This is a genomic window from Stenotrophomonas sp. Steno-Z4 (genome assembly GCF_056393145.1).
Genome location: NZ_JBWJPC010000002.1, coordinates 1 through 18,916 on the forward strand (window position 1 = coordinate 1; position 18,916 = coordinate 18,916).

Annotated in this window: 15 protein-coding genes; 7 read left to right on the plus strand and 8 right to left on the minus strand. The window is 69.0% G+C overall.

Features of this window, described 5'->3' with window-relative positions; all coding sequences use genetic code 11:
• Positions 1-286: 286 nt before the first annotated feature.
• Complete coding sequence (locus tag AC06E7_RS06470; protein ID WP_478063644.1) at positions 287-1,480, plus strand: benzoate/H(+) symporter BenE family transporter; 1,194 nt, start codon at positions 287-289, stop codon at positions 1,478-1,480.
• 13 nt (positions 1,481-1,493) lie between these two features.
• Here AC06E7_RS06470 and AC06E7_RS06475 read toward each other — a convergent pair whose 3' ends face one another.
• The 4 genes from AC06E7_RS06475 to AC06E7_RS06490 form a co-directional block, all read right to left on the minus strand.
• Complete coding sequence (locus AC06E7_RS06475) at positions 1,494-3,671, minus strand: lytic murein transglycosylase (protein WP_478063646.1); 2,178 nt, start codon at positions 3,669-3,671, stop codon at positions 1,494-1,496.
• A gap of 55 nt (positions 3,672-3,726) precedes the next feature.
• Positions 3,727-4,701 (minus strand): L-histidine N(alpha)-methyltransferase, encoded by a 975-nt coding sequence (gene egtD, locus AC06E7_RS06480; protein WP_478063648.1) that lies wholly within the window; start codon positions 4,699-4,701, stop codon positions 3,727-3,729.
• Positions 4,698-5,990, minus strand: a complete 1,293-nt coding sequence (gene egtB / locus AC06E7_RS06485; RefSeq protein WP_478063650.1) for an ergothioneine biosynthesis protein EgtB — start codon at positions 5,988-5,990, stop codon at positions 4,698-4,700. Before egtB ends, egtD begins: the two co-directional genes overlap by 4 nt.
• Positions 5,991-6,074: 84 nt before the next feature.
• Positions 6,075-6,464, minus strand: coding sequence for a YchJ family metal-binding protein (locus AC06E7_RS06490; RefSeq protein ID WP_478063651.1), 390 nt, complete (start codon positions 6,462-6,464; stop codon positions 6,075-6,077).
• 59 nt (positions 6,465-6,523) lie between these two features.
• Between AC06E7_RS06490 and AC06E7_RS06495 the strand changes: the two genes are divergently transcribed.
• Positions 6,524-7,300 carry a sulfite exporter TauE/SafE family protein gene (locus AC06E7_RS06495; RefSeq protein WP_068847948.1) on the plus strand — a complete coding sequence of 259 codons (777 nt, stop codon included), beginning with the start codon at positions 6,524-6,526 and terminating at the stop codon, positions 7,298-7,300.
• Between the two features lie 5 nt (positions 7,301-7,305).
• Here AC06E7_RS06495 and AC06E7_RS06500 read toward each other — a convergent pair whose 3' ends face one another.
• The 4 genes from AC06E7_RS06500 to folE form a co-directional block, all read right to left on the minus strand.
• The gene (locus tag AC06E7_RS06500; protein WP_478063653.1) at positions 7,306-10,677 is read right to left on the minus strand and encodes an ATP-binding protein; all 3,372 of its coding nucleotides are present in this window, start codon (positions 10,675-10,677) and stop codon (positions 7,306-7,308) included.
• Positions 10,678-10,696: 19 nt separating this feature from the next.
• Positions 10,697-11,398 carry a DUF4194 domain-containing protein gene (locus AC06E7_RS06505; RefSeq protein ID WP_093535508.1) on the minus strand — a complete coding sequence of 234 codons (702 nt, stop codon included), beginning with the start codon at positions 11,396-11,398 and terminating at the stop codon, positions 10,697-10,699.
• Positions 11,385-12,854 (minus strand): DUF3375 domain-containing protein, encoded by a 1,470-nt coding sequence (locus AC06E7_RS06510; RefSeq protein ID WP_068847954.1) that lies wholly within the window; start codon positions 12,852-12,854, stop codon positions 11,385-11,387. Before AC06E7_RS06510 ends, AC06E7_RS06505 begins: the two co-directional genes overlap by 14 nt.
• Positions 12,855-12,948: 94 nt before the next feature.
• The gene (gene folE, locus AC06E7_RS06515) at positions 12,949-13,551 is read right to left on the minus strand and encodes a GTP cyclohydrolase I FolE (RefSeq protein ID WP_068847956.1); all 603 of its coding nucleotides are present in this window, start codon (positions 13,549-13,551) and stop codon (positions 12,949-12,951) included.
• Positions 13,552-13,680: 129 nt separating this feature from the next.
• Here folE and AC06E7_RS06520 point away from each other — a divergent pair, with 129 nt between their 5' ends.
• The 5 genes from AC06E7_RS06520 (at position 13,681) to AC06E7_RS06540 (ending at position 18,890) form a co-directional block, all read left to right on the plus strand.
• A complete protein-coding gene (locus tag AC06E7_RS06520; protein ID WP_068847958.1) occupies positions 13,681-14,136 on the plus strand; it encodes a MarR family winged helix-turn-helix transcriptional regulator in 456 nt (151 codons plus the stop codon).
• Positions 14,137-14,220: 84 nt separating this feature from the next.
• Positions 14,221-14,430, plus strand: coding sequence for a DUF1656 domain-containing protein (locus AC06E7_RS06525; RefSeq protein WP_017354740.1), 210 nt, complete (start codon positions 14,221-14,223; stop codon positions 14,428-14,430).
• Positions 14,427-15,335, plus strand: a complete 909-nt coding sequence (locus tag AC06E7_RS06530) for an efflux RND transporter periplasmic adaptor subunit (RefSeq protein WP_478063657.1) — start codon at positions 14,427-14,429, stop codon at positions 15,333-15,335. Before AC06E7_RS06525 ends, AC06E7_RS06530 begins: the two co-directional genes overlap by 4 nt.
• Positions 15,332-16,861, plus strand: a complete 1,530-nt coding sequence (locus tag AC06E7_RS06535) for an efflux transporter outer membrane subunit (protein ID WP_478063659.1) — start codon at positions 15,332-15,334, stop codon at positions 16,859-16,861. Before AC06E7_RS06530 ends, AC06E7_RS06535 begins: the two co-directional genes overlap by 4 nt.
• A gap of 4 nt (positions 16,862-16,865) precedes the next feature.
• A complete protein-coding gene (locus AC06E7_RS06540) occupies positions 16,866-18,890 on the plus strand; it encodes an FUSC family protein (RefSeq protein WP_217537893.1) in 2,025 nt (674 codons plus the stop codon).
• Positions 18,891-18,916 lie beyond the last annotated feature (26 nt).

An 18,916-nucleotide genomic window follows, 5' to 3' on the forward strand; every position in this document is an offset into this window, starting at 1 on the left:
GCCGCCTATTATGTCAGGCTTTTCGTTTCCGTCAACACCTTGTTTCGAAGGATGTTGCCGCCGCTTTGGCTTGGTGTTCACCGGGGTGAAGACCGCGTCGCAGCGAGGGAGCGAATACTAAAGACTTCTCGAAATTCGTCAAGCGCTTTTTTCAGTTCGTACCGACAAACGCCCGGTACCTGCCGTGTGTGGGCACAGCGCCAACGGCGATGCGCAGCACGCGCGTTGCGCGTGCTGCGCAGGGCTGCCAACAATGCAGCTTCTTGTCGTCAGGGAAGCATGCGTCATGTCTGCGGTTGCCAAGCGTTCGTTGTTGCGCGATCTCTCATTGCCCGCCGTGGTCGCAGGCTTCATTACGGTGCTGGTGGGCTTTGCCAGTTCCGCGGTGATCGTGTTCCAGGCCGCACAGGCGGTCGGTGCAACGCAGGCGCAGATCGCATCGTGGATGTGGGCGTTGGGCCTGGGCATGGGCGTGACCTGCATCGGGCTGTCGCTGCGCTACCGCGTTCCCGTGGTGACTGCATGGTCGACCCCTGGTGCCGCGATGCTGGTGGTCGGCACCGGCGCGGTGGCCTATAGCGATGCCATCGGGGCATTCGTACTGGCGGCGGTGCTGGGGATGCTGGCCGGCTTCTCCGGTGTGTTCGCCAAGGTCATGCGCCGCGTGCCGATGGCGTTGGCCGCCGGCATGCTGGCCGGCGTACTGCTGCGCTTCGGGTTGGAGGTATTCGTCTCCATGGGCACGCAGCTGGGCATGGCGCTGGCGATGTTCGCGACCTGGCTGGTTGGGCGCCGGCTTTTCCCCCGCTACGCGGTGATTGCCACCCTGCTGGTGGGCGTGGGCGTTGCCGCCGCACAGGGCCTGCTGCATGCCGAGCAGCTGCGGCTGGAACTGGCCACCCCGGTGTTCACCTGGCCCACCCTGTCGTGGCCGGCGGTGTTCGGCATCGCCCTGCCCCTGTTCGTGGTCACCATGGCCTCGCAGAACATTCCTGGGGTCGCCGTGATCCGGGCGTCCGGCTACGACACCCCGATTTCCCCCGTCATCGGCTGGATCGGCGTGGCCAACACGGTGCTGGCCCCGTTCGGCGCCTACGGCCTCAACCTCGCGGCGATCACGGCGGCCATCTGCATGGGACGCGAAGCGCATGAGGATCCGGCCCGGCGTTACACCGCTGCCGTGGCCGCCGGTGCCTTCTACATCGTGGTGGGCCTGTTCGGCGCGACGGTGGCCGCGGTATTCGCCGCCTTCCCGAAGGAACTGGTGGCCTGCGTCGCCGGTATCGCCTTGTTCGGCACCATCGCCAACAGCCTGGCCATGGCCCTGCGCGAGGAAAGCGACCGCGAGGCCGCACTGGTCACCTTCCTGGTGACCGCCTCGGGCCTGTCGCTGGGCGGGATCGGCTCTGCCTTCTGGGGCCTGGTGGCCGGCGGCATATGCCTGCTCGCCTTGCGGCCGCGCGGTCCCGCCCTGCCCTGAGCGCTGACCGCGCTTACTGGGGCAGGACGCGGAGGGTCTGCACCAAGCTGTGGCGCGCGCCCGGTGCGAGGGTGACCACGTCCGGGCCGGCGTTGGCCGCCTCCAGGCACACATAGTGCTTCCAGCCGGCGCCGACGTCGGCCATCTTCGCCGCTCCTGCCTGGCCGGGGTTCCAGGCCACCAGCGAACGACTGCCCTGGGTACTGATCTCGATGCTGCGCTTCAGCCCCGGGTCCTTCAGCACGTAGCGGCCACCGGCCTGGGTATAGATGCGGTCGCTGCGGCCGGGGTCACGCGGGTCGTTGAGCGACCAGTCGCCCTGTTGGGTGCGCGGGGTGGCGTAGTTCTCGAACTTGTCCAGGTAGGTCAGGCCATCCAGCCCGGACACGCTGACCTGCATGGCGTCGCTGACCTTGAAGTAGTTGTGCAGCGCCTGAGTGAAGGTGACCGGCTGGCGGCCGGTGTTCTCGGTGACCAGGCGCTGTTCGAGGGTGCGGCCGATCCGCAGCTGCATGCTCAGGCGCAGGTCGAGGGTGTCCAGCGCCGGCGGGGCGAGGGTCAGCACCACGGTGCCATCGGTTTCGCGCTGCGCGCTCTGCAGGGTCCATGGCACGTTGCGCACGAAGCCATGCGAGGGCACGTCACTGCCTTGCCCCTGTTTGCCGAAGTACGGCCAGCACACCGGGCTGCCGCCGCGGATCGGGGTGGGCAGCGCCTGCGCGGTGGGCGACAGCCACAGCACGTCCTGGCCGCCCTTGGGAATGAAGGACAGCAGCTGCCCGCCAAACACGGAGATCGCGGCAGTGGCCAGCGGGGTTTCCACCTTCCAGGCCGGGAAGCCCTGGATGTCGACGATGCTCAGGCCCTCCAGCTTCGGCAGCGCGGCGCCGGAGGCAGCCGGCGACTGCACGAGGCGGGCGTGGTTGGGCGGCAGGGAGAACGCGGTGGTGTCGGGCATGGCGGTAGTGGGCTTGGGTAGAGGGGGTGCGCTGCGCAGCGCGGTGAGGATGCGTTGGCCGGCGCGGCCGTCCGGATTGGGCCAGCCCAGCGCCTGCTGTTCGGTCTGGATGGCACGCCGCGTGGCAGTGCCGACCATGCCATCGGCGGCACCGATATCGTGGCCGCGTGCCAGCAGCAGGGTCTGCAGCTCGCGGCGTTCAGTACGGCCAATGCCGGGATCGTCGGTGGGCCAGGCCGCCACGATGCCGGGGCCGCCGCGCAGGCGGTCGGCCAGGGTGGCAATGGCCAGGGCATAGCTCTCCGCAGCGTTGTAGGCGTAGATCGCGTCGTAATTGCGGAACACCAGCCAGGCCGGGCCCTGGGCACCGGTGGGCAGCAGCAGCGCGGCGTTGGCATCCTCGGGCAGTCCCGCAGGCGCGAGCGCGCCGCCGCCGATGGGGGCAATGCCCAATGCCCGCCAGGCCGCGAGCGGCTTGCGCTGGGTGCGCCCGGCCAGGCTGGGATTGAAGCCCGCGGGGATCTTTACTTCGATGCCCCACGGCTGGCCGGTGCGCCAGCCGGCCTGCTTGAGATAGTTGGCGGTGGAAGCCAGCGCGTCGGGAATGCTGGCGACCAGGTCGCGGCGGCCATCGCCATCGCCGTCCACCGCGATACGCGCATAGGTGGAGGGCATGAACTGGGTGTGGCCGAAGGCGCCGGCCCAGGAGCCGGTCAGGCCATCGGCACTCAGATCACCGGCGTCGAGCAGCTTGAGCAGGGCCAGCAGCTCGCCGCGGAAGAACGGCTGGCGGCGCCCGTTGCAGGACAGCGTGGCCAGCGACTGCAGCAGCGGGCGCTTGCCGAACACGCGGCCGTAATCGCTCTCCACGCCCCAGACCGCGACGATGGTGGCCGGATCCACGCCGTACTGCGCCGATACGCGGGCGAGCAGGTCGCGGTGCTGGTCCAGGCGGGCGCGGCCATCGTCGACGCGCTGGGTATCGACCAGGGCGGCCAGGTAATCCCACAAGGGCGTGGTGAACTCCGGCTGCGCATCCAGCAGCGGCAACACGCTCAGGTCCGGGGTGAGGCCGGCGGTGAGCCGGGTGAATCCGGCCGCGCTGACGCCCTGCTTGAGCGCCTGCGGCTGCAACGTGGCCAGGCAGCGGTCGAAATCGTCCTGCGGCGCGGCAGCGACCGGGGTGCCGGCCAGGCACAGCGCGCCCAGCAGGCCGACGGTGGTAAACCTCATTGGCGTGAATCCCTGCAGCCAAGTGTTACCGCATCATAGCGGCAACCCATGCGGTTCAGGCCCGTTCCAGCAACCGCAGGCCGAAGGCGGGGGCATCGGCATTCCACTGCATGCGCACGCGCAGGCCGGCCTCGGCGATCAGCGCGCCGAAGGCGGCGTCGGTGTACTTGTGGCTGTATTCCACCGTCATCGCTTCGCCGTCGGCGAAATCGAACGCGCGGCCGGCCACGTGCACCCGCTGTGCGCAACGGCTGACCAGCTCGGTTTCAATGCGCAGCCGCGGCACGCTGTAACGCGCGCGGTGCTCGAAGCCGTCCAGGTCGAAGTCGCTGCCGATCTCGCGGTTGAGCCGGCGCAGCAGGTTGAGGGTGAACGCCGCCGTGACCCCGGCCGCATCGTTGTAGGCCGCTTCGATCAGTGCCGGGTCCTTATGCAGGTCGATGCCGATCAACGCCAGCCCGGTGGGCCCCATGGTCTGGCGCATGGCATCGAGCAGCGCCACGGCATCGTCGTGGGCGAAGTTGCCAAGCGTGGAACCTGGGAAGAACAGCAGCCGGCGTGCCGGTTCGCGCTGCGGTTCGGGCAGCGTTACGGGGCGGGTGAAGTCAGCGCAGACCGGCAGCATCTCGATCTCCGGCAGCGCTTCGGCCAGGCGTGCCACGCTGTCGAGCAGCGCCGCGCGCGAGATTTCGATGGGGGTGTAGGCCACCGGATCGGCCAGGGCATGCAGCAGCAGCTCGGTCTTGCGCCCGCTGCCACTGCCCAGCTCCACCACGTGCAGGCGCGGCCCCACGGCGCGGGCGATTTCGGTGCTGACCTGCTGCAGCAGCTGCAGCTCGGTCCGCGTGGGGTAGTACTCGGGCTGGCGGGTGATCTGTTCGAACAACTGCGATCCGCGTGCGTCGTAGAAATACTTGGAAGGCAACTGGCGCGGGCGCTGCGACAGGCCGTGCAGGATGTCGGCGGTGATCCGCGCGCGGTCCGGCTGCAGGTCGGTCAACGCATCCAGGGCATCACTGACAGTGCTCATGCGGCATCCTTGGCCAGGCGCAGTCCGGCGAACTGCCAGCGCGCCGACGGTGCGAAGAAATTGCGGTAGCTGGGACGGATGTGGTCGGCCGGGGTGGCGCAGCTGCCGCCACGCAGCACCCATTGCCCGCACATGAACTTGCCGTTGTACTCGCCGAGGTTGCCTTCGAAGGTACGGAAACCGGGATAGGCCCCGTAGGCACTGCTGGTCCACTCCCAGACATCGCCGAACAGCTGGAGGTGGCGATCGGGCGCGCTGCCCTGGTCGGGCGCGGCCGGATGCAGGCGCCCGCTGTCGGCGAAGTTGCCCTGCGGCGCCTGACCGGCGGAGGCCGATTCCCATTCGAACTCGGTGGGCAGGCGCGCACCGGCCCAACGGGCGTAGGCGTCGGCCTCGAAGTAGCTGAGGTGGCAGACCGGTGCATCGGGGTCGAGCGCGCGCCAGCCCGCCAGGGTGAACTCGCGCGCCAGTGCGTCATCCCAGTACAGCGGGTGCTGCCAGTGTTCCTGCTGGCACAGGCTCCAGCCCTCGCTCATCCAATGGGCGGGCTCGCGGTAGCCGCCGGCTTCAACGAAGCGGCGGAACTCGCTGTTGCTGACTGGGCGGTTGGCCAGCGAATGGGCAGGCACCAGCACGCGGTGCACCGGCGATTCGTTGTCATAGGCGAAAGCGGCATGCGCCGGCCACGCGGGCGCGCCGATCTCCACGATCTGTTCCGGGCTGTGGATCCACGCCAGCGGCGAGGCGGTGCCGGTGCTGCGCGGCAGGTCGTCGCGGTAGGCCGGCTGCAGCGGGTTGCTCCACAGCGCGTGCTTGATGTCGGTGAGCAGCAGCTCCTGGTGTTGCTGCTCGTGGTGCAGGCCGAGCACCAGCTGGCGGGTGGCCTGCTCATCCAGTGCATCCGCCTGCAGCGCCGCCAGCACGCGCTGGTCGACCAGGCTGCGGAAGCGCAGCACCTCGTCCAGTGAGGGCCGCGACAGCAGGCCGCGCTGCGGCCGCGCATGGGCCGGGCCGATGCTCTGGTAGTAGCTGTTGAACAGGTAATGCCAATCGGCGTCGAACGCGACGTAGTCCGGCTGGGTCGCCAGCACGAAGCGCTCGAAGAACCACGTGGTATGGGCCAGGTGCCATTTGCTCGGGCTGGCATCGGGCATGCTCTGCACCATCGCATCTTCGGCGCTGAGCGGTGCGGCAAGGGCCACGCTGCGGGCGCGTACCCGGGCAAACTGGGCCGCCAATGCGGTGGCAGCGGTGGCGGCGGTAGGAGGCGGGGCAACGACGGCGTTCATCGCACGAAGGATCGGCGAGCATGGGTGAGCGCGATGTCATGGCGCGGCGTACGCGGTGTTACGCCGTTCAAGTTGAATAGGCGATCAGGGCAGCGCGTCGAGATAGAACCAGCGCCCATCGAGGCGCACGAAGCGGCTGTGCTCCTGCATCTTCACCGCGCTGCCGCCGCCGATCCGGTAGCGCGCGGTGAAACGCACCTGGGCGTGGTCGGCATCCTGCAGGGTGTGTTCGTGCACCGTCAGGCCCAGCCAGTGCGTGCGCTGCCCGGCCGGCTCGTCCAACGACAGGGTTTCCGGACGGGTATCGGGGTGCCAGCTGGCCAGCAGGTATGCCGGCAGCTGCTTCACGTAGGCGCTGTAACGCGAGCGCATCAACGCCTCGGCATCGGGCGCGGCGTCACCGGCGTGGAAGCGGCCGCAGCAGGCGGCGTAGGCGACGGGGCGGCCGCAGGGACAGGGATCGGGAGGGGTCATGGGCGTATTGTGCCGCGGGGAGGCGTATGCTGGCGCGCTTTCCGCCGTGATGCGCTGCCGTGTTCGAGCTGGTTCCCCCTGAACTGTTGTGGTTGGTGGCGATCGCCTTCATCGCCGGCCTGGTCGATGCCGCCGTCGGTGGTGGTGGGCTGGTGCAGTTGCCCGGACTGTTCACGGTGCTGCCGCAGCACACTCCGGCAATGCTGTTTGGTACCAACAAGTTCAGTTCGATGTTCGGCACCGCTGCAGCGGCATTCCGCTACGCGCGCAATGTGCGCTTCCCCTGGCGACCGGTACTGTTCGCGGCCGCCACGGCCTTCGTGTTCTCGTTTGCCGGGGCCACGGCGGTGAGCCTGCTGCCCAAGGACGCGGTGCGCCCGCTGGTGCTGGTGCTGCTGGTGGCGATGCTGGGCTACACGCTGTGGAAGAAGGACTTCGGCGCCCTGCACCGGCCGCGCGAGATCGGCCGTAAGGAACTTGCCACGGCGCTGGCGATCGGCGCGGTGATCGGCTTCTACGACGGCTTCTTCGGGCCGGGCACCGGCAGCTTCCTGATCTTCCTGTTCGTGCGCTTCTTCGGGCTGGATTTCCTGCGCGCCTCGGCCGCCTCGAAGGTGGTCAACCTGGCCACCAACGTGGCCGCGATCTCGTTCTTCGTGCCGACCGGCAACATCCTGTGGCTGTTCGCCATCCCGATGGCCACCGCCAACATCGTCGGTTCGGTGGTCGGGACCCGGCTTGCGCTGCGCGGCGGCACGCCGTTCATCCGCAAGCTGTTCGTGGGCCTGGTGGTGGTGCTGATCGCCCGGATGGGCTGGGACACGTTCGCCGGCTAGGCAGGTCAGTCCTCGACCTGCCCGGCCGCGCTGCGGGTGCGCTCGGGAAGCTTGAGCCGCTTGCCTTCTTCGTCGTACTCGATCAACAGCACGCCGGAGTCGTGGCGGCCGCTGATCTCGACGAAACAGGCGCCGCCGATGAAAGGCTCCAGCGTCATCACCGATTTCAGCGGGGTGGCCACCACCATCTGGAAGCCGAAGTTCTCGAAGATGTTCATCGCCAGGGCGGTGAACTCGTTGTCGGCCTTGTCGAACGCTTCGTCCAGCACCACGGCGGCGTAGCTGGGCAGCTGGCTGTCGGCGCCGCCGAGCTGGTAGCGCAGCGCCGCCGCCAGGCAGGTGGTGGCCAGCTTCTGGCGCTGGCCACCGGACTTGCCGGCGCCGCTGCGGTAGATCTCGACCTGCTGGCGGGTGGCGGCGTCCAGTTCCACACCGATGAACTCCACATGCAGGCGTACGTCGAGCACGTTCTCGCGCCAGCGCTTGTCCTCGCCTTCCTGCGAGCCCAGCCGCTTGACCAGCTCGCGCAGCACGGCGAACTGGGTCTCGGCGACGTCGCGCTCTTCGGTCTGGTGATGCGACAGCACTTCGCGCAGGTGCTGGTGGAACTCGAGCACTTCCGGCAGGCGCCGGTCGCTGAGCTCGATGGTCAGCAGGGTGCCGCGGTTGAACGGCACCTGCTCCAGCGATGCATTGACCTCGTCCAGGCGCTGGCCGATCGACTTGCGCGCTTCGGCGCTGTGCCGCTGCAGGGCCAGCAGGTTGTTCTTGCTCTGGTTCTGCAGCAGGTCGAAGAAGCGCTCCTCGTGCTGCGGCAGGCCGTCGCGTTCCAGCCGCGCCAGGCGCGCCAGGTAATCCTCCGCGGAAGCCACCGAGGCGGTGAAATCACCGGACTCCTCCGGCCACGCCTGCGCGAAGCGGCGGAAGCAGCCCACCAGCTGGGTCTCGACCCGGTGCACGTCCTGCTGGGACGAGGCCAGGCTTTCGTTGATGCCCTTGCTGATCTCGCGCATGTGCGCTTCCAGCGTTTCCAGGCTGAGCCCGCCGAGCAGATCCAGGCGCTTCTTGAGCCCGGCTTCCTGGGTGGCGCCCAGCGCCGGCAGCACCAGGGCGCGGCTGCGCTGGCGCTGGGCATCGAGCTTGTCACGTTCGCGCGAGAGCTGGATGAGCTCGACCCGTGTGTCTTCGTAGGTGCGCCGTGCCTGCACGATGTCCGCGCGGGCCTGGTCGATCTGCTGGGCCAGGCGGGCCAGGTCGGTGTTGCCTTCGCGCAGCTCACGCAGTGCCGTTTCGATGTCCTGCAGGCGTTGCAGCGCGGTGGCGACGTCGACCTCCTCCCACGCCACGTTCACCAGCTGGTGGCAGGCCATCCGACGCTCGTTGTCGAGGTCACGCTGGCCGCGCAGGCGCACGACATCCTCGTCGCAGGCGGCAATGCGTTGCGCCAGTTCCTGCGCTTCGCGGCGGAACAGCGCCAGCTTTTCCTGGTTGTTGAAGCCCAGCAGCCAGCGACGGCGATCGCCGATCGCGCTGCGGTCATCCTTCTCGAACCGGTCGCCGGGATGCTTGACCTGGCCTTCGCGCGAAATGCCGCGTTCGACATCGCGCAGCTGCCTGGCATCGACGCACTCATAGTCGAAGCGCTTGCCCAGCTCGCGGCGCAGCCATGGCTCGAACACGCTGTCGCGCAGCTCCAGCTTGTGCAGCAGCGAGCGCGCGGACGGCGAACGTGCGATCGCGTCGTCGTTGCGGCGGACCCGGTAGTAGGTCAGGCGCATGCCCAGCTGGGTGCGATTCACCCAGGCGTTGATCTCGTTGTAGTGCTTGTCTTCGACCAGCAGCGACTGTGCAAAGCCGAACAGCACGCGCTCGATCGCACCCTGCCAGGCACTCTGGTCCTCGTGGACCTGGATCAGCTCGCCCACGAACGGCAGTGCGGCCTCGGGCACGCCGGTTTCTTCGGACATCCGGCTGCGCAGCTTCTGCAGCGGCGCGGGAATGCTGGAGGGATTGCGCTCCATGGCCTCCAGTTCCGCGCGGACATCGGCGAAACGGCGGGTATCGTCCTGCTTGCCAGCCTGGCGCTCGGAGATGGCGTCATCCAGGGCTGCTGCGGCCTGCTGGCGGTTGTCGAGTTCGCCCTGCGCGCGCGCAACCAGCGCAGCGAAGCCATGGGCGTCATCGGGAAGTTCGTTCTGCAGCCTGGCGGCGGCCTGGCGGGCCTGCTCGCGCTTGGACTGGCGGCGGTCCAGTTCGGCCTGGGCTCGGCCCTGTTCGCGTTCGAGTTCCTCGATGCGCTCGCCGCCCTGCTGGCGACGCTGCAGCTCCAGCTCGGCCAGGTGCTCCTCATGGTTGGCCAGGGCCTGCCGGCGCTGGGTTTCTTCACCCTGCAGCCCGCGGTTGCGCACATCGATTTCCTGCAGCCGCTTCTCCAGCAGCAGCTGCAGGCGCGACTCGCGGAAACTGTCCAGGCCCAGCTTCAGCGTCTCCTCGTCGGCACGCTGCAGGTTCATCGCCTTCAGTTCGGCATGCAGCGCGCGCGCCGGCAGCAGGGTTTCCACCTGCAGGCGGGCGGTAACCACCGACTTGTGTGCGCCATCCAGTTCGGCGAAGTCGCTGACCAGCCGTTCGGCGGCATCGAAGGTGCGCGGCGTATCCAGCATGAAATCGCGCAGGAAGACGTTCAGGTCGCCCAGGTTCTTGGCCGACTGGGTCTTGTGCAGCAGGCGCAGCGCCATTTCATTGTCGATGCCCAGCAGGTGCCGGAAGCGCTCGGCGTAGCCGGTGAAGCTGTCGAAGTGGTGCACATCGCCCAGGCGCTGCTTGAGCTTGCGCAGGTCCAGGTCAAAGCCGCCCAGGTCCTTGGCGATATCGAACGGGCGCTCGGCGATCAGGTAATGCTTGCGGACGTCGGCGGCGGCCGCGCCGTTGCCGGCGATCCAGAACAGCCGCACCAGGCTGACCACGCGACCATCGCCGGCGCGGTATTCCAGCACGAGCGCGGTCCAGGTGGCGCCCTTGCGCAGGTATTGGGTGGCAATTTCGCCGGTGCCCCGGTCCTGCTGGTCCGCCCATGCGCCACGCACGTAGGAGACCAGGTTGCGGTCGCGGCCGCTGCGTTCGGCTTCGCGGGCGGCGGCGTTGAAGTCCACGATCGACGGCGGCACCAGCATTGCCGACATGGCATCGAGCAGGGTCGACTTGCCCGAACCGGAACGGCCGACGAACAGGAAGCCGCGCTCGGCGATCGGAACTTCGGTCAGGCCGTTGAAGGTGCCCCAGTTGTGCACCTGCAGCCGGCGCATGCGGAACTGCTGCTGGCGCGGGTCCGGCAGCCCTTCGGTGAACAGGGCAGGAGTGTTCTTGGAGATGGCCATGCGTTATCGGTCGTTCCGTTCAGGCTTTGGCAGCAGGGGTTTCGCGCAACTGGCGGTACACCGACGAAAGTGCGGACACGTCTTCGGCGGAGAACAGCAGCTTCAATGCGGGCGATACTTCGTGCCGGTCTTCCTGGCCCGCCAGGCGGGTCAGGATGTGGTTCTCTTTCATCTTCTGCACCGCCGCGGCGACGCGACGGTTGAACCCGGCGCGGTCGGTGGAGAGGTTCTTCTCGTAGATCGCCAGCGCTTCGGCCATCTCGGTGTCGGCCACGACCGCGCGATTGCCGCGCGCGTCCGCCTCGGCCAGCTGCTGGCGCAGGTACAGCAGCAGCACCGAGTCGATGAAGGTCAACGGCGAGCTGCGCAGCAGCACCGGCGCTTCGACGTCTTCGGTGTCGGCCTGGCGGGTGAAGGCCACGCCACTGTCGCGGTCCAGCACCAGTTCCAGGAACAGGTCGGCCAGCGAGGAGCGGATGGCCGCTTCACTGCGGATCAGCGCCGGCCACAGCTTGGGGTGGCGCAGCTGGTCGATGCTGGGGCCGATCAGCAGCTGGCACAGCGCGCGGCGCCCATCCAGCGGCAGCCGGCCGGTGTCGCCCAGGTAGTAGACATCGTTATTCCGCCGCGGCAGCGGCGTGACCACTACCGGCTCTGCGTCGAGGTCGGGTGCGTCACCGTCGATCAGGGCGGCGTCGTTGGAATCTTCATGCCAGCTCATGGCGTTTCTCCTGGGTGAACCAAACCAACGGGATACGTGCCCGCCGCCACTGTCCATCGCCGCCACGCCAGTGCGCGGTTTCCTGTTCGCCTTCCACCACCGTGCCGTGGCGCGTGCCCAGCGACAGGTAGCCGATCACGCTGCCCAACCCCTGCGGCGCGTCGCGCTGCGACAGGGCCTGGGCAATGCTCAGCTTCGGTTGGATGGCCAGCAGGTCGTGCAGGTCGCGGCGCAGGGTGCGGAAGTCGATCTCCGACGAAGCCACCAGGTCGCCGACGCTTTCCAGCGAAATGCTGGCGGCATCGTTGCGCTGCACGCTGCCATCGACGTGGGCGCTGCGCGGGTCATGCAGTTTCCACTGCGACCACGAGCGCAGGCGGCTGGTGGTCAGCTGCAGATCGCGGCCGATCGGCCGCTGGGCGGTGAATTCATCGCGCAGCGCCAGTGCTTCGGACTGCGCCTGCTTGAGCAGCTGGTTGAGCCGGCGCTGCTCAAGATACCCACGGCTCTGCACGAAGCCGCGCAGGCTGCGCGCGAAGTGCTGCAGGACATCGTGGACCTGGCCGCCGCGGTCGAGCATGGTACCGGTGAAGCCGCGCAGGAAGGCGCGCTCGTCGCGGTCCAGCTTGCGGGCGAAGCCGCGCGCGAGCACGGTCTCCAGCGCCGCATCCAGCTGAGCGCTTTGTTCGGCATCGTTGAGCAGCCGCCAGAACGCCTGGAAGCTGCGCCCGGCGTCGCTGTCGCCGATCACATCCACGCCCTCGAACAGCCGCGACAGCACGTCGCCGCGCTCGCTCTCGTCGTCGATGATGCGTTCGCGGAACTCGCGGTTGAGCCGTTCGAAGTCGTCGCGGACACGGCGGAAGTCTTCAGTGAGATCGTCGGCCAGGCCGATGATCTGGCGCGCCCGCTCCAGCGCGCGCTTGCCATCCAGGGTCGCCACGCGGCCAACGCCGACCCGCGCGATCTCCGCGTCGATGCGGTCGCGCTCGTCGCGCAGCGCCGACAGGCGTGCGTCCGGATCGGATTCGGTCTGCGCGGCCAGCTGCGAGAGCTGCTCGATGACCAGCGCCAACCGGCTTTCGGTGGCCGCCACGCGCGTCTGCTCCAGGCTGTCGGCGAAACGGATCGCCTGCAGCGCCTGGGTGGACAGTTCGTACTGCTCCTGGTCGGCGCCCTCGGGCAGGCGCCGCTCCAGCCAGCCCTGGGCCAGCCAGTGGGCGATGTAGGCCTGGGCGGTGCGCGGCAGCTCGCGCGACAGTTCTTCGCCATTGAGCTGGTCCAGCGCGCGCTGCAGGCGCTCGTGCAGCGCTGCCGCCGGCAGGGTGCGCTCGCCGTCCATCAGCAGGCTCTGCAGCAGGCCGATGATCTCCGGGGCGTTGGCAGCGGCCAGCAGCTTCCACTGGGGCTGTTCGCGCAGGGTGCGGTAACGGGTGATGCGTTCGCGGTGCTTCATGCAGCCAGGACATCCGGATAGACGCCGCGCGGCCAGGCGCCGCGCAGCGGGAGGGGCATCGGCCCGGCACGCTCATGCCGGGCGCGCGGCATACTCAGCGCTTGCCGCCCACTTCGATGAAGCGCAGGAACTCGGCCCGGGTGCGGGCGTCTTCGCGGAAGCTGCCCAGCATCTTGGAGGTGACCATGCTCACGCCGCGCTTGTGGATGCCGCGGGTGGTCATGCACTCGTGCGCACCTTCCACCACCACGCCCACGCCGATCGGCTGCAGCACGTCCTGGATGCACTGGGCGATCTGCGCGGTCATCTTTTCCTGGACCTGGAAGCGGCGGGCATAGGCCTCCACCACGCGGGCCAGCTTGCTGATGCCCACCACCTTGCCGGCCGGCAGGTAGCCGACGTGCACGCGGCCGATGATCGGCGCCATGTGGTGTTCGCAGTGGCTTTCGTACTCGATGTCGCGCAGCACGATCAGTTCGTCGTAGCCGGCAACCTCTTCGAAGGTCCGTTCCATGTAGGCACGCGGGTCGTCGCGGTAGCCGCTGAACCAGTCGCCATAGGCTTCGGCGACGCGCCGCGGGGTGTCCAGCAGTCCTTCACGGGTGGGATCTTCACCCGCCCAGCGCAGCAGGGTGCGCACGGCAGATTCGGCCTCGTCCTGGGTCACCGGGGTCACGTCGTTGTCTTGTTTGCTCATTACATACAGCACCCGAAGGGGGGCGAGCATCGTACCCGACAGAGCCCCCGGGCGTCCCCCGGCCGTTGGGCTGCGGTTGGGCCGGGGGTATTGATAGGAATGAAATTAGTAGTATCCTATCTATCTGCCATGAAACGCTCCCTCGACGAACGCACCCAGCTGCAGATGCAGCTCAGCTCCGGCCTGCTCCACTCAGGGCGGCAATGGCAGCGCCTGGCCGACCAGGCGTTGGGCAGCTATGGCATTTCCGCCGCCTGCACCATGCCGCTGCTGATGATCGGCCGCGCCGGCGGTGGTATCCGCCAGGTCACCCTGGCCCAACAGCTGGGCATGGAAGGCCCCTCGCTGGTGCGCCTGCTGGACAAGCTGTCGGCCAGCGAGCTGGTGCGCCGCGAAAGCGATGCCAGCGACCGCCGGGCCAACCTGCTGTGGCTGACCGACAAGGGCGAGGCGCTGGTAAGTGCGCTGGAGAGCCAGCTGATCGGCCTGCGCCAGGACGTGTTCGGCGAGCTGACCACCGAGGAACTGCGCACCGTGCTGAAGCTCTGGAAGCTGCTGGCCGAGGCGTCCGACCGCGTGACGTAAGCCGCTGCCCTGCCCCACCTCCCGGTGTTGTCCTGCGACGCCGTGGTGTTCCCCTTTCCGCTTTCCTGCGAACTTCCTGCCCCGATGTACGGTGAATTCAGTCTCTATGGTGTGTTCGTCCCGACCCTGCTCGGGCTGATGCTGCTGGCCTACCTGCTCAAGAGCGGGCTGCGCCTGGTCCTGCAGCGCACCGGCGCCTACCGCCACATCTGGCACCCCGCCCTGTTCAACCTGGCCGTGTACGTGATCGTGCTCGGCGGGTTGTTTTCCCTGATGCGTTGGATGCAATCGTGAACAAGATCCTCAAGCACACCTTCCCGGTCGTCCTGACCGTGGTTGCCGTCATTGCCGCCCTGCTGGTGCTGCGCCACCTGTGGCCGTACTACATGGACGAGCCGTGGACCCGCGATGCGCACGTCAGCGCCGACGTGGTCCAGGTCGCGCCGGACGTGTCCGGGCTGGTGGAAGCGGTGAAGGTGGCCGACAACCAGCCGGTGAAGCGCGGTGAGGTCCTGTTCGTGGTGGACCGGGCGCGGTACCAGATCGCGCTGGAACAGGCCCAGGCCACGCTGGGCGAACGCCGCGCCACGCTGGAGCAGCTGCGGCGCGAGATCGCCCGCGACCGCAGCCTGCAGGACCTGGTGGCCGCCGAGGACGCCGAAGTGCGCCGCGCCAAGCTGCAGGCCGCGCAGGCGTCCACCGCCACCGCGCAGGCCGCGGTGGACCTGGCCAAGCTCAACCTGGCCCGCACCGAGGTGCGCAGCCCCAGCGACGGCCACGTCAACGACCGCACCGTCCGCGCCGGCGACTACGTCACCGCGGGCCGCCCGGTGATGGCGGTACTGGATACCGGCTCGTTCCGGGTGGATGGCTACTTCGAGGAAACCCGCCTGCGCGGCGTGCATGCCGGGCAGAAGGTCGACATCCGCCTGATGGGCGAGGCGCAGCCGCTGCAGGGCCACGTGCAGAGCATCGCCGCCGGCATCGAGGATCGTTACCGCAGCGAAGGCTCCAGCCTGCTGCCGAACGTGACCCCGGCGTTCGACTGGGTGCGGCTGGCCCAGCGCATCCCGGTGCGCATCCACATCGACACCATTCCCACCGGCGTGAACCTGATCGCCGGCCGCACCGCCACGGTCACCATCGAGCCGGACGCCGCCACCCCCACGCCGGCGCAACCGGCACGGGCGGCCCTGTGAACCGCCCGGCCCTGCACCGCATCGCCTTCGCCCTGGCGCTGACCAGCAGCCTGGCCGCATGCCGCACGGTCGGCCCGGATTACGCGGTACCGGCCGGTTCGGCGTTCCAGCGCCCTGAGGCCAACGCGGCGTTCATCGACACCGCCAACCCGCAGGTGGCCCCTGGCGTCGAGCTGCCGGCACGCTGGTGGGAGCTGTACCAGGACGCCACGCTCAACGGACTGGTGGAACAGGCACTGCGCGACAATGTTGAACTGAAGGTGGCCGATGCCAACCTGCGCCGCGCCGCCGCCGTGTACGAGCAGGCGCTGGATGCCGGTGGTTTCGAATACGAAGCCGAGGCCGGGGTCAGCCGCGCGCAGCTGTCGGCCGAATCGTTCCTGCTCGAGCACGAGCTGCCGCCGATCAACCTGGCCGACGGCAAGTTCGCGGTGTCCTACCAGTTCGACCTGTTCGGCAAGCTCAAGCGCGCCTCCGAAGCCGCGCGGGCCGATGAGCAGTCGGTGGCCGCGGCGATGGACCTGGCACGGGTCTCGCTGGTGGCCCAGGTCGCCGGCAGCTACGTGGAGATCTGCCACGCCAACCACGAACTGCACGTGGCCGAACACTCCCTGCAGCTGCAGCAGCGCAGCCGCGAGGTGACCCAGCGGCTGATCAGCGCCGGGCGCGGCACGCCGCCGGAACTGGCCCGCGCCAACGCGCAGGTGGCGATGCTGGAAGCCGCACTGCCGCCGCTGCAGGCGCAGCGCCAGGCCTCCGAATACCAGCTGGCCGCCCTGCTCGGCCGCACCCCGGGCCAGCTGCCCGAGGGCGTGGACGCGTGCGACCACGCCCCGACCCTGGCCCAGCCGCTGCCGGTGGGCGATGGCCGCGCGCTGCTGCAGCGCCGCCCCGACATCCGCCAGGCCGAACGCAAGCTGGCCGCGGCCACCGCGCGGATCGGCGTGGCCACCGCCGAGCTGTACCCGGACATCCGCCTGGGCGCGTCGCTGGGCGCGGCCGGCCTGCTCGCCGATTTCGGCGAACCGCTGACCCAGCAGTGGTCGTTCGGCCCGCTGATCTCGTGGACGCTGCCGTCCTCGGGCACCCACGCGCGCATCCACGCCACCGAAGCCGGGGCCGATGCGGCGCTGGCCGAGTTCGACCACAGCGTGCTGCAGGCGCTGCGCGAAACCCAGACCGCGCTGAGCCGCTACGCACACGACCTGCAGCGCCTGCAGTCGCTGCAGCAGGCGCAGGCCCAGGCGGCGCTGGCCGCCGCGCAGAACCGCCGGCTGTACCAGGGCGGGCGCACCCCGTACCTGTCCAGCCTGGACGCCGACCGCACCCTGGTGTCGGCCGATGCCACGCTCGCCCAGCAGCAGGCGCAGGTCTCGCGCGACCAGATCCAGCTGTTCCTCGTCCTCGGCGGCGGCTGGAACGCCGACGCGGTGGCACAGGCGCCCGCACCGACGGTAGTGCCGACGGTAGTGCCGACTGTTAGTCGGCATGCTGCCAGTCGGCACGCCACAACCCAGCAGCACTAACCCAATGCTCCTGCTCGACCGCCAAGCCTGGCTGTTCTCGGTAAAAACCTTCCTGGCCGCCCTCGCCGCGCTCTACATCGGCCTGGCCGGCAACCTCTCGCGCCCGTACTGGGCGATGGCCACCGTCTACATCGTCACCCAACCGATGCTGGGCCCGACCCGGGCCAAGGGCGTCTACCGCATCGTCGGCACGCTCATTGCCGGCGCGGCCACGCTGTGGATGCTGCCGCACCTGGTGGAAACCCCGCTGCTGCTGAGCGCGGCGATGTCGCTGTGGCTGTCGGCGTGCCTGTTCATCGCCCTGCTCAACCGCGGCCCGCGCGGCTACGCGTTCCTGCTGGCCGGTTACACCACCGCGTTCATCGGCTTCCCGGCGGTGACCTCGCCGGACACCATCTTCGACACCGTGGTGGCGCGCAGCGAGGAAATCATCCTGGGCACGGTGGTGGCGGTGCTGTTCGCCTCGCTGTTCTTCCCGACCTCGGCGCGGCCGATGCTGCGCGCGCGGATCGGCAACTGGATGGACGATGCCGCGCAATGGTGCCGGCAGATCCTGCTGCGCGGCCAGGCCCATGGCCCGCGCAACCGGCTGGCCGCCGACCTGGTGCAGTTCGAGGCGCTGATCGAGTTCCTGCGCCGCGATGACCCGCGCCATGCAGGCGCAGCGGTGTCCATGGAGCGGCTGCGCGAACGCATGTTGCTGATGCTGCCGGTGCTGTCGTCCATCGCCGACCGGCTGGGCGCGCTGCGCGCCGGCGGCCGCGCGCTGCCGCCGGGGCTGGAGCCGCTGGTGAACGACATCGCGCACTGGCTGGAACAGCCGGGCCGCTCCAGCGCCAGCGCGTACGCCGCGCTGCGCGCGCGCATCCTGGCGCTGAAGCCGGCGGTGGATGGCGAGCTGGACCACCTGCTGCTGGTCACCCTGCTGCTCCGGCTGGAGGAACTGGTGGACCTGTGGCAGGACTGCGCCACGCTGCACCAGGCCATCGAGAACGGGACCGCGCCGCTCGACGTCGCCCACTACAGGATCAACGCCAAGCGCCTGGGCGCCAGCCGCCACGTGGACTACGGCATGGCGCTGTTCTCGGCGGCCAGTGCCGGCGTGGCGCTGATGACCTACTGCGCGCTGTGGATCGGGCTGGGCTGGGAAGGCGGTGGCAACGGCGCGATGATGGCCGCGGTGGCCGCCGCGTTCTTCGCCGCGCAGGACGACCCGGCGCCGAGCATGCTGCAGTTCCTGCTGTGGGCGATCGTGGCCAGCCTGGTGGCGGCGGTGTACCTGTTCGGCGTATTCCCGGCGGTGCACGACTTCGGCAGCCTGGCGCTGGTGCTGGCGGTGATCTTCCTGCCACTGGGGCTGCTGCTGCACCGGCCCAAGACCGCGCTGATCGGGCTGCCGTTGACGGTCAACCTGGTGGCGCTGCTCAACGTGCAGAACACCTACAGCGCCAACATCCAGAGCTTCATCAATTCGTCGGTGGCGATGTTCATCGGCATTGGCTTTGCGGTGGTGATGACCCGCCTGTTCCGCTCGGTGGGTGCGGAATGGACCGCCCGCCGCCTGGTGCGCCAGGGCTGGACCACGCTGGCCGAAGCGGCCGAAGGCCGTGGCCAGCAGGACCGCCAGCAGTTCGCCGCGCGCATGCTGGACCTGCTGGGCCTGCTCGCCCCGCGCCTGGCGGCCACCCCCGAAGGCAGCGACATCGCCTCGGTGGACATGCTCACCGAGGCCCGCATCGGCCTGAACATCCTGCAGCTGCGCCGGGCACGGCATGGGCTGCCGGCGACGAGCATGCAGGCGATCGAGGCGATCCTGGACGACGTGGCCGCGCATTACCGCGCCCAGGTGGCGCTGCGCCGGCCACAGCCGGCGCCACCCGCGCTGCAGGCCAAGCTGGAGGCCTCGCTGAAGCGGGTGCAGACGGTGGAGGCCGGCAAGGCGCGTGATGAAGCGCTGATGGGCGTTCTGGGGCTGCGCTATGCGCTGTTCCCGGAGCAGCCGGCGGTCACACAGGGGGGAGTATCCTGACGCCCTGCATTCCTGCATGGAACAAG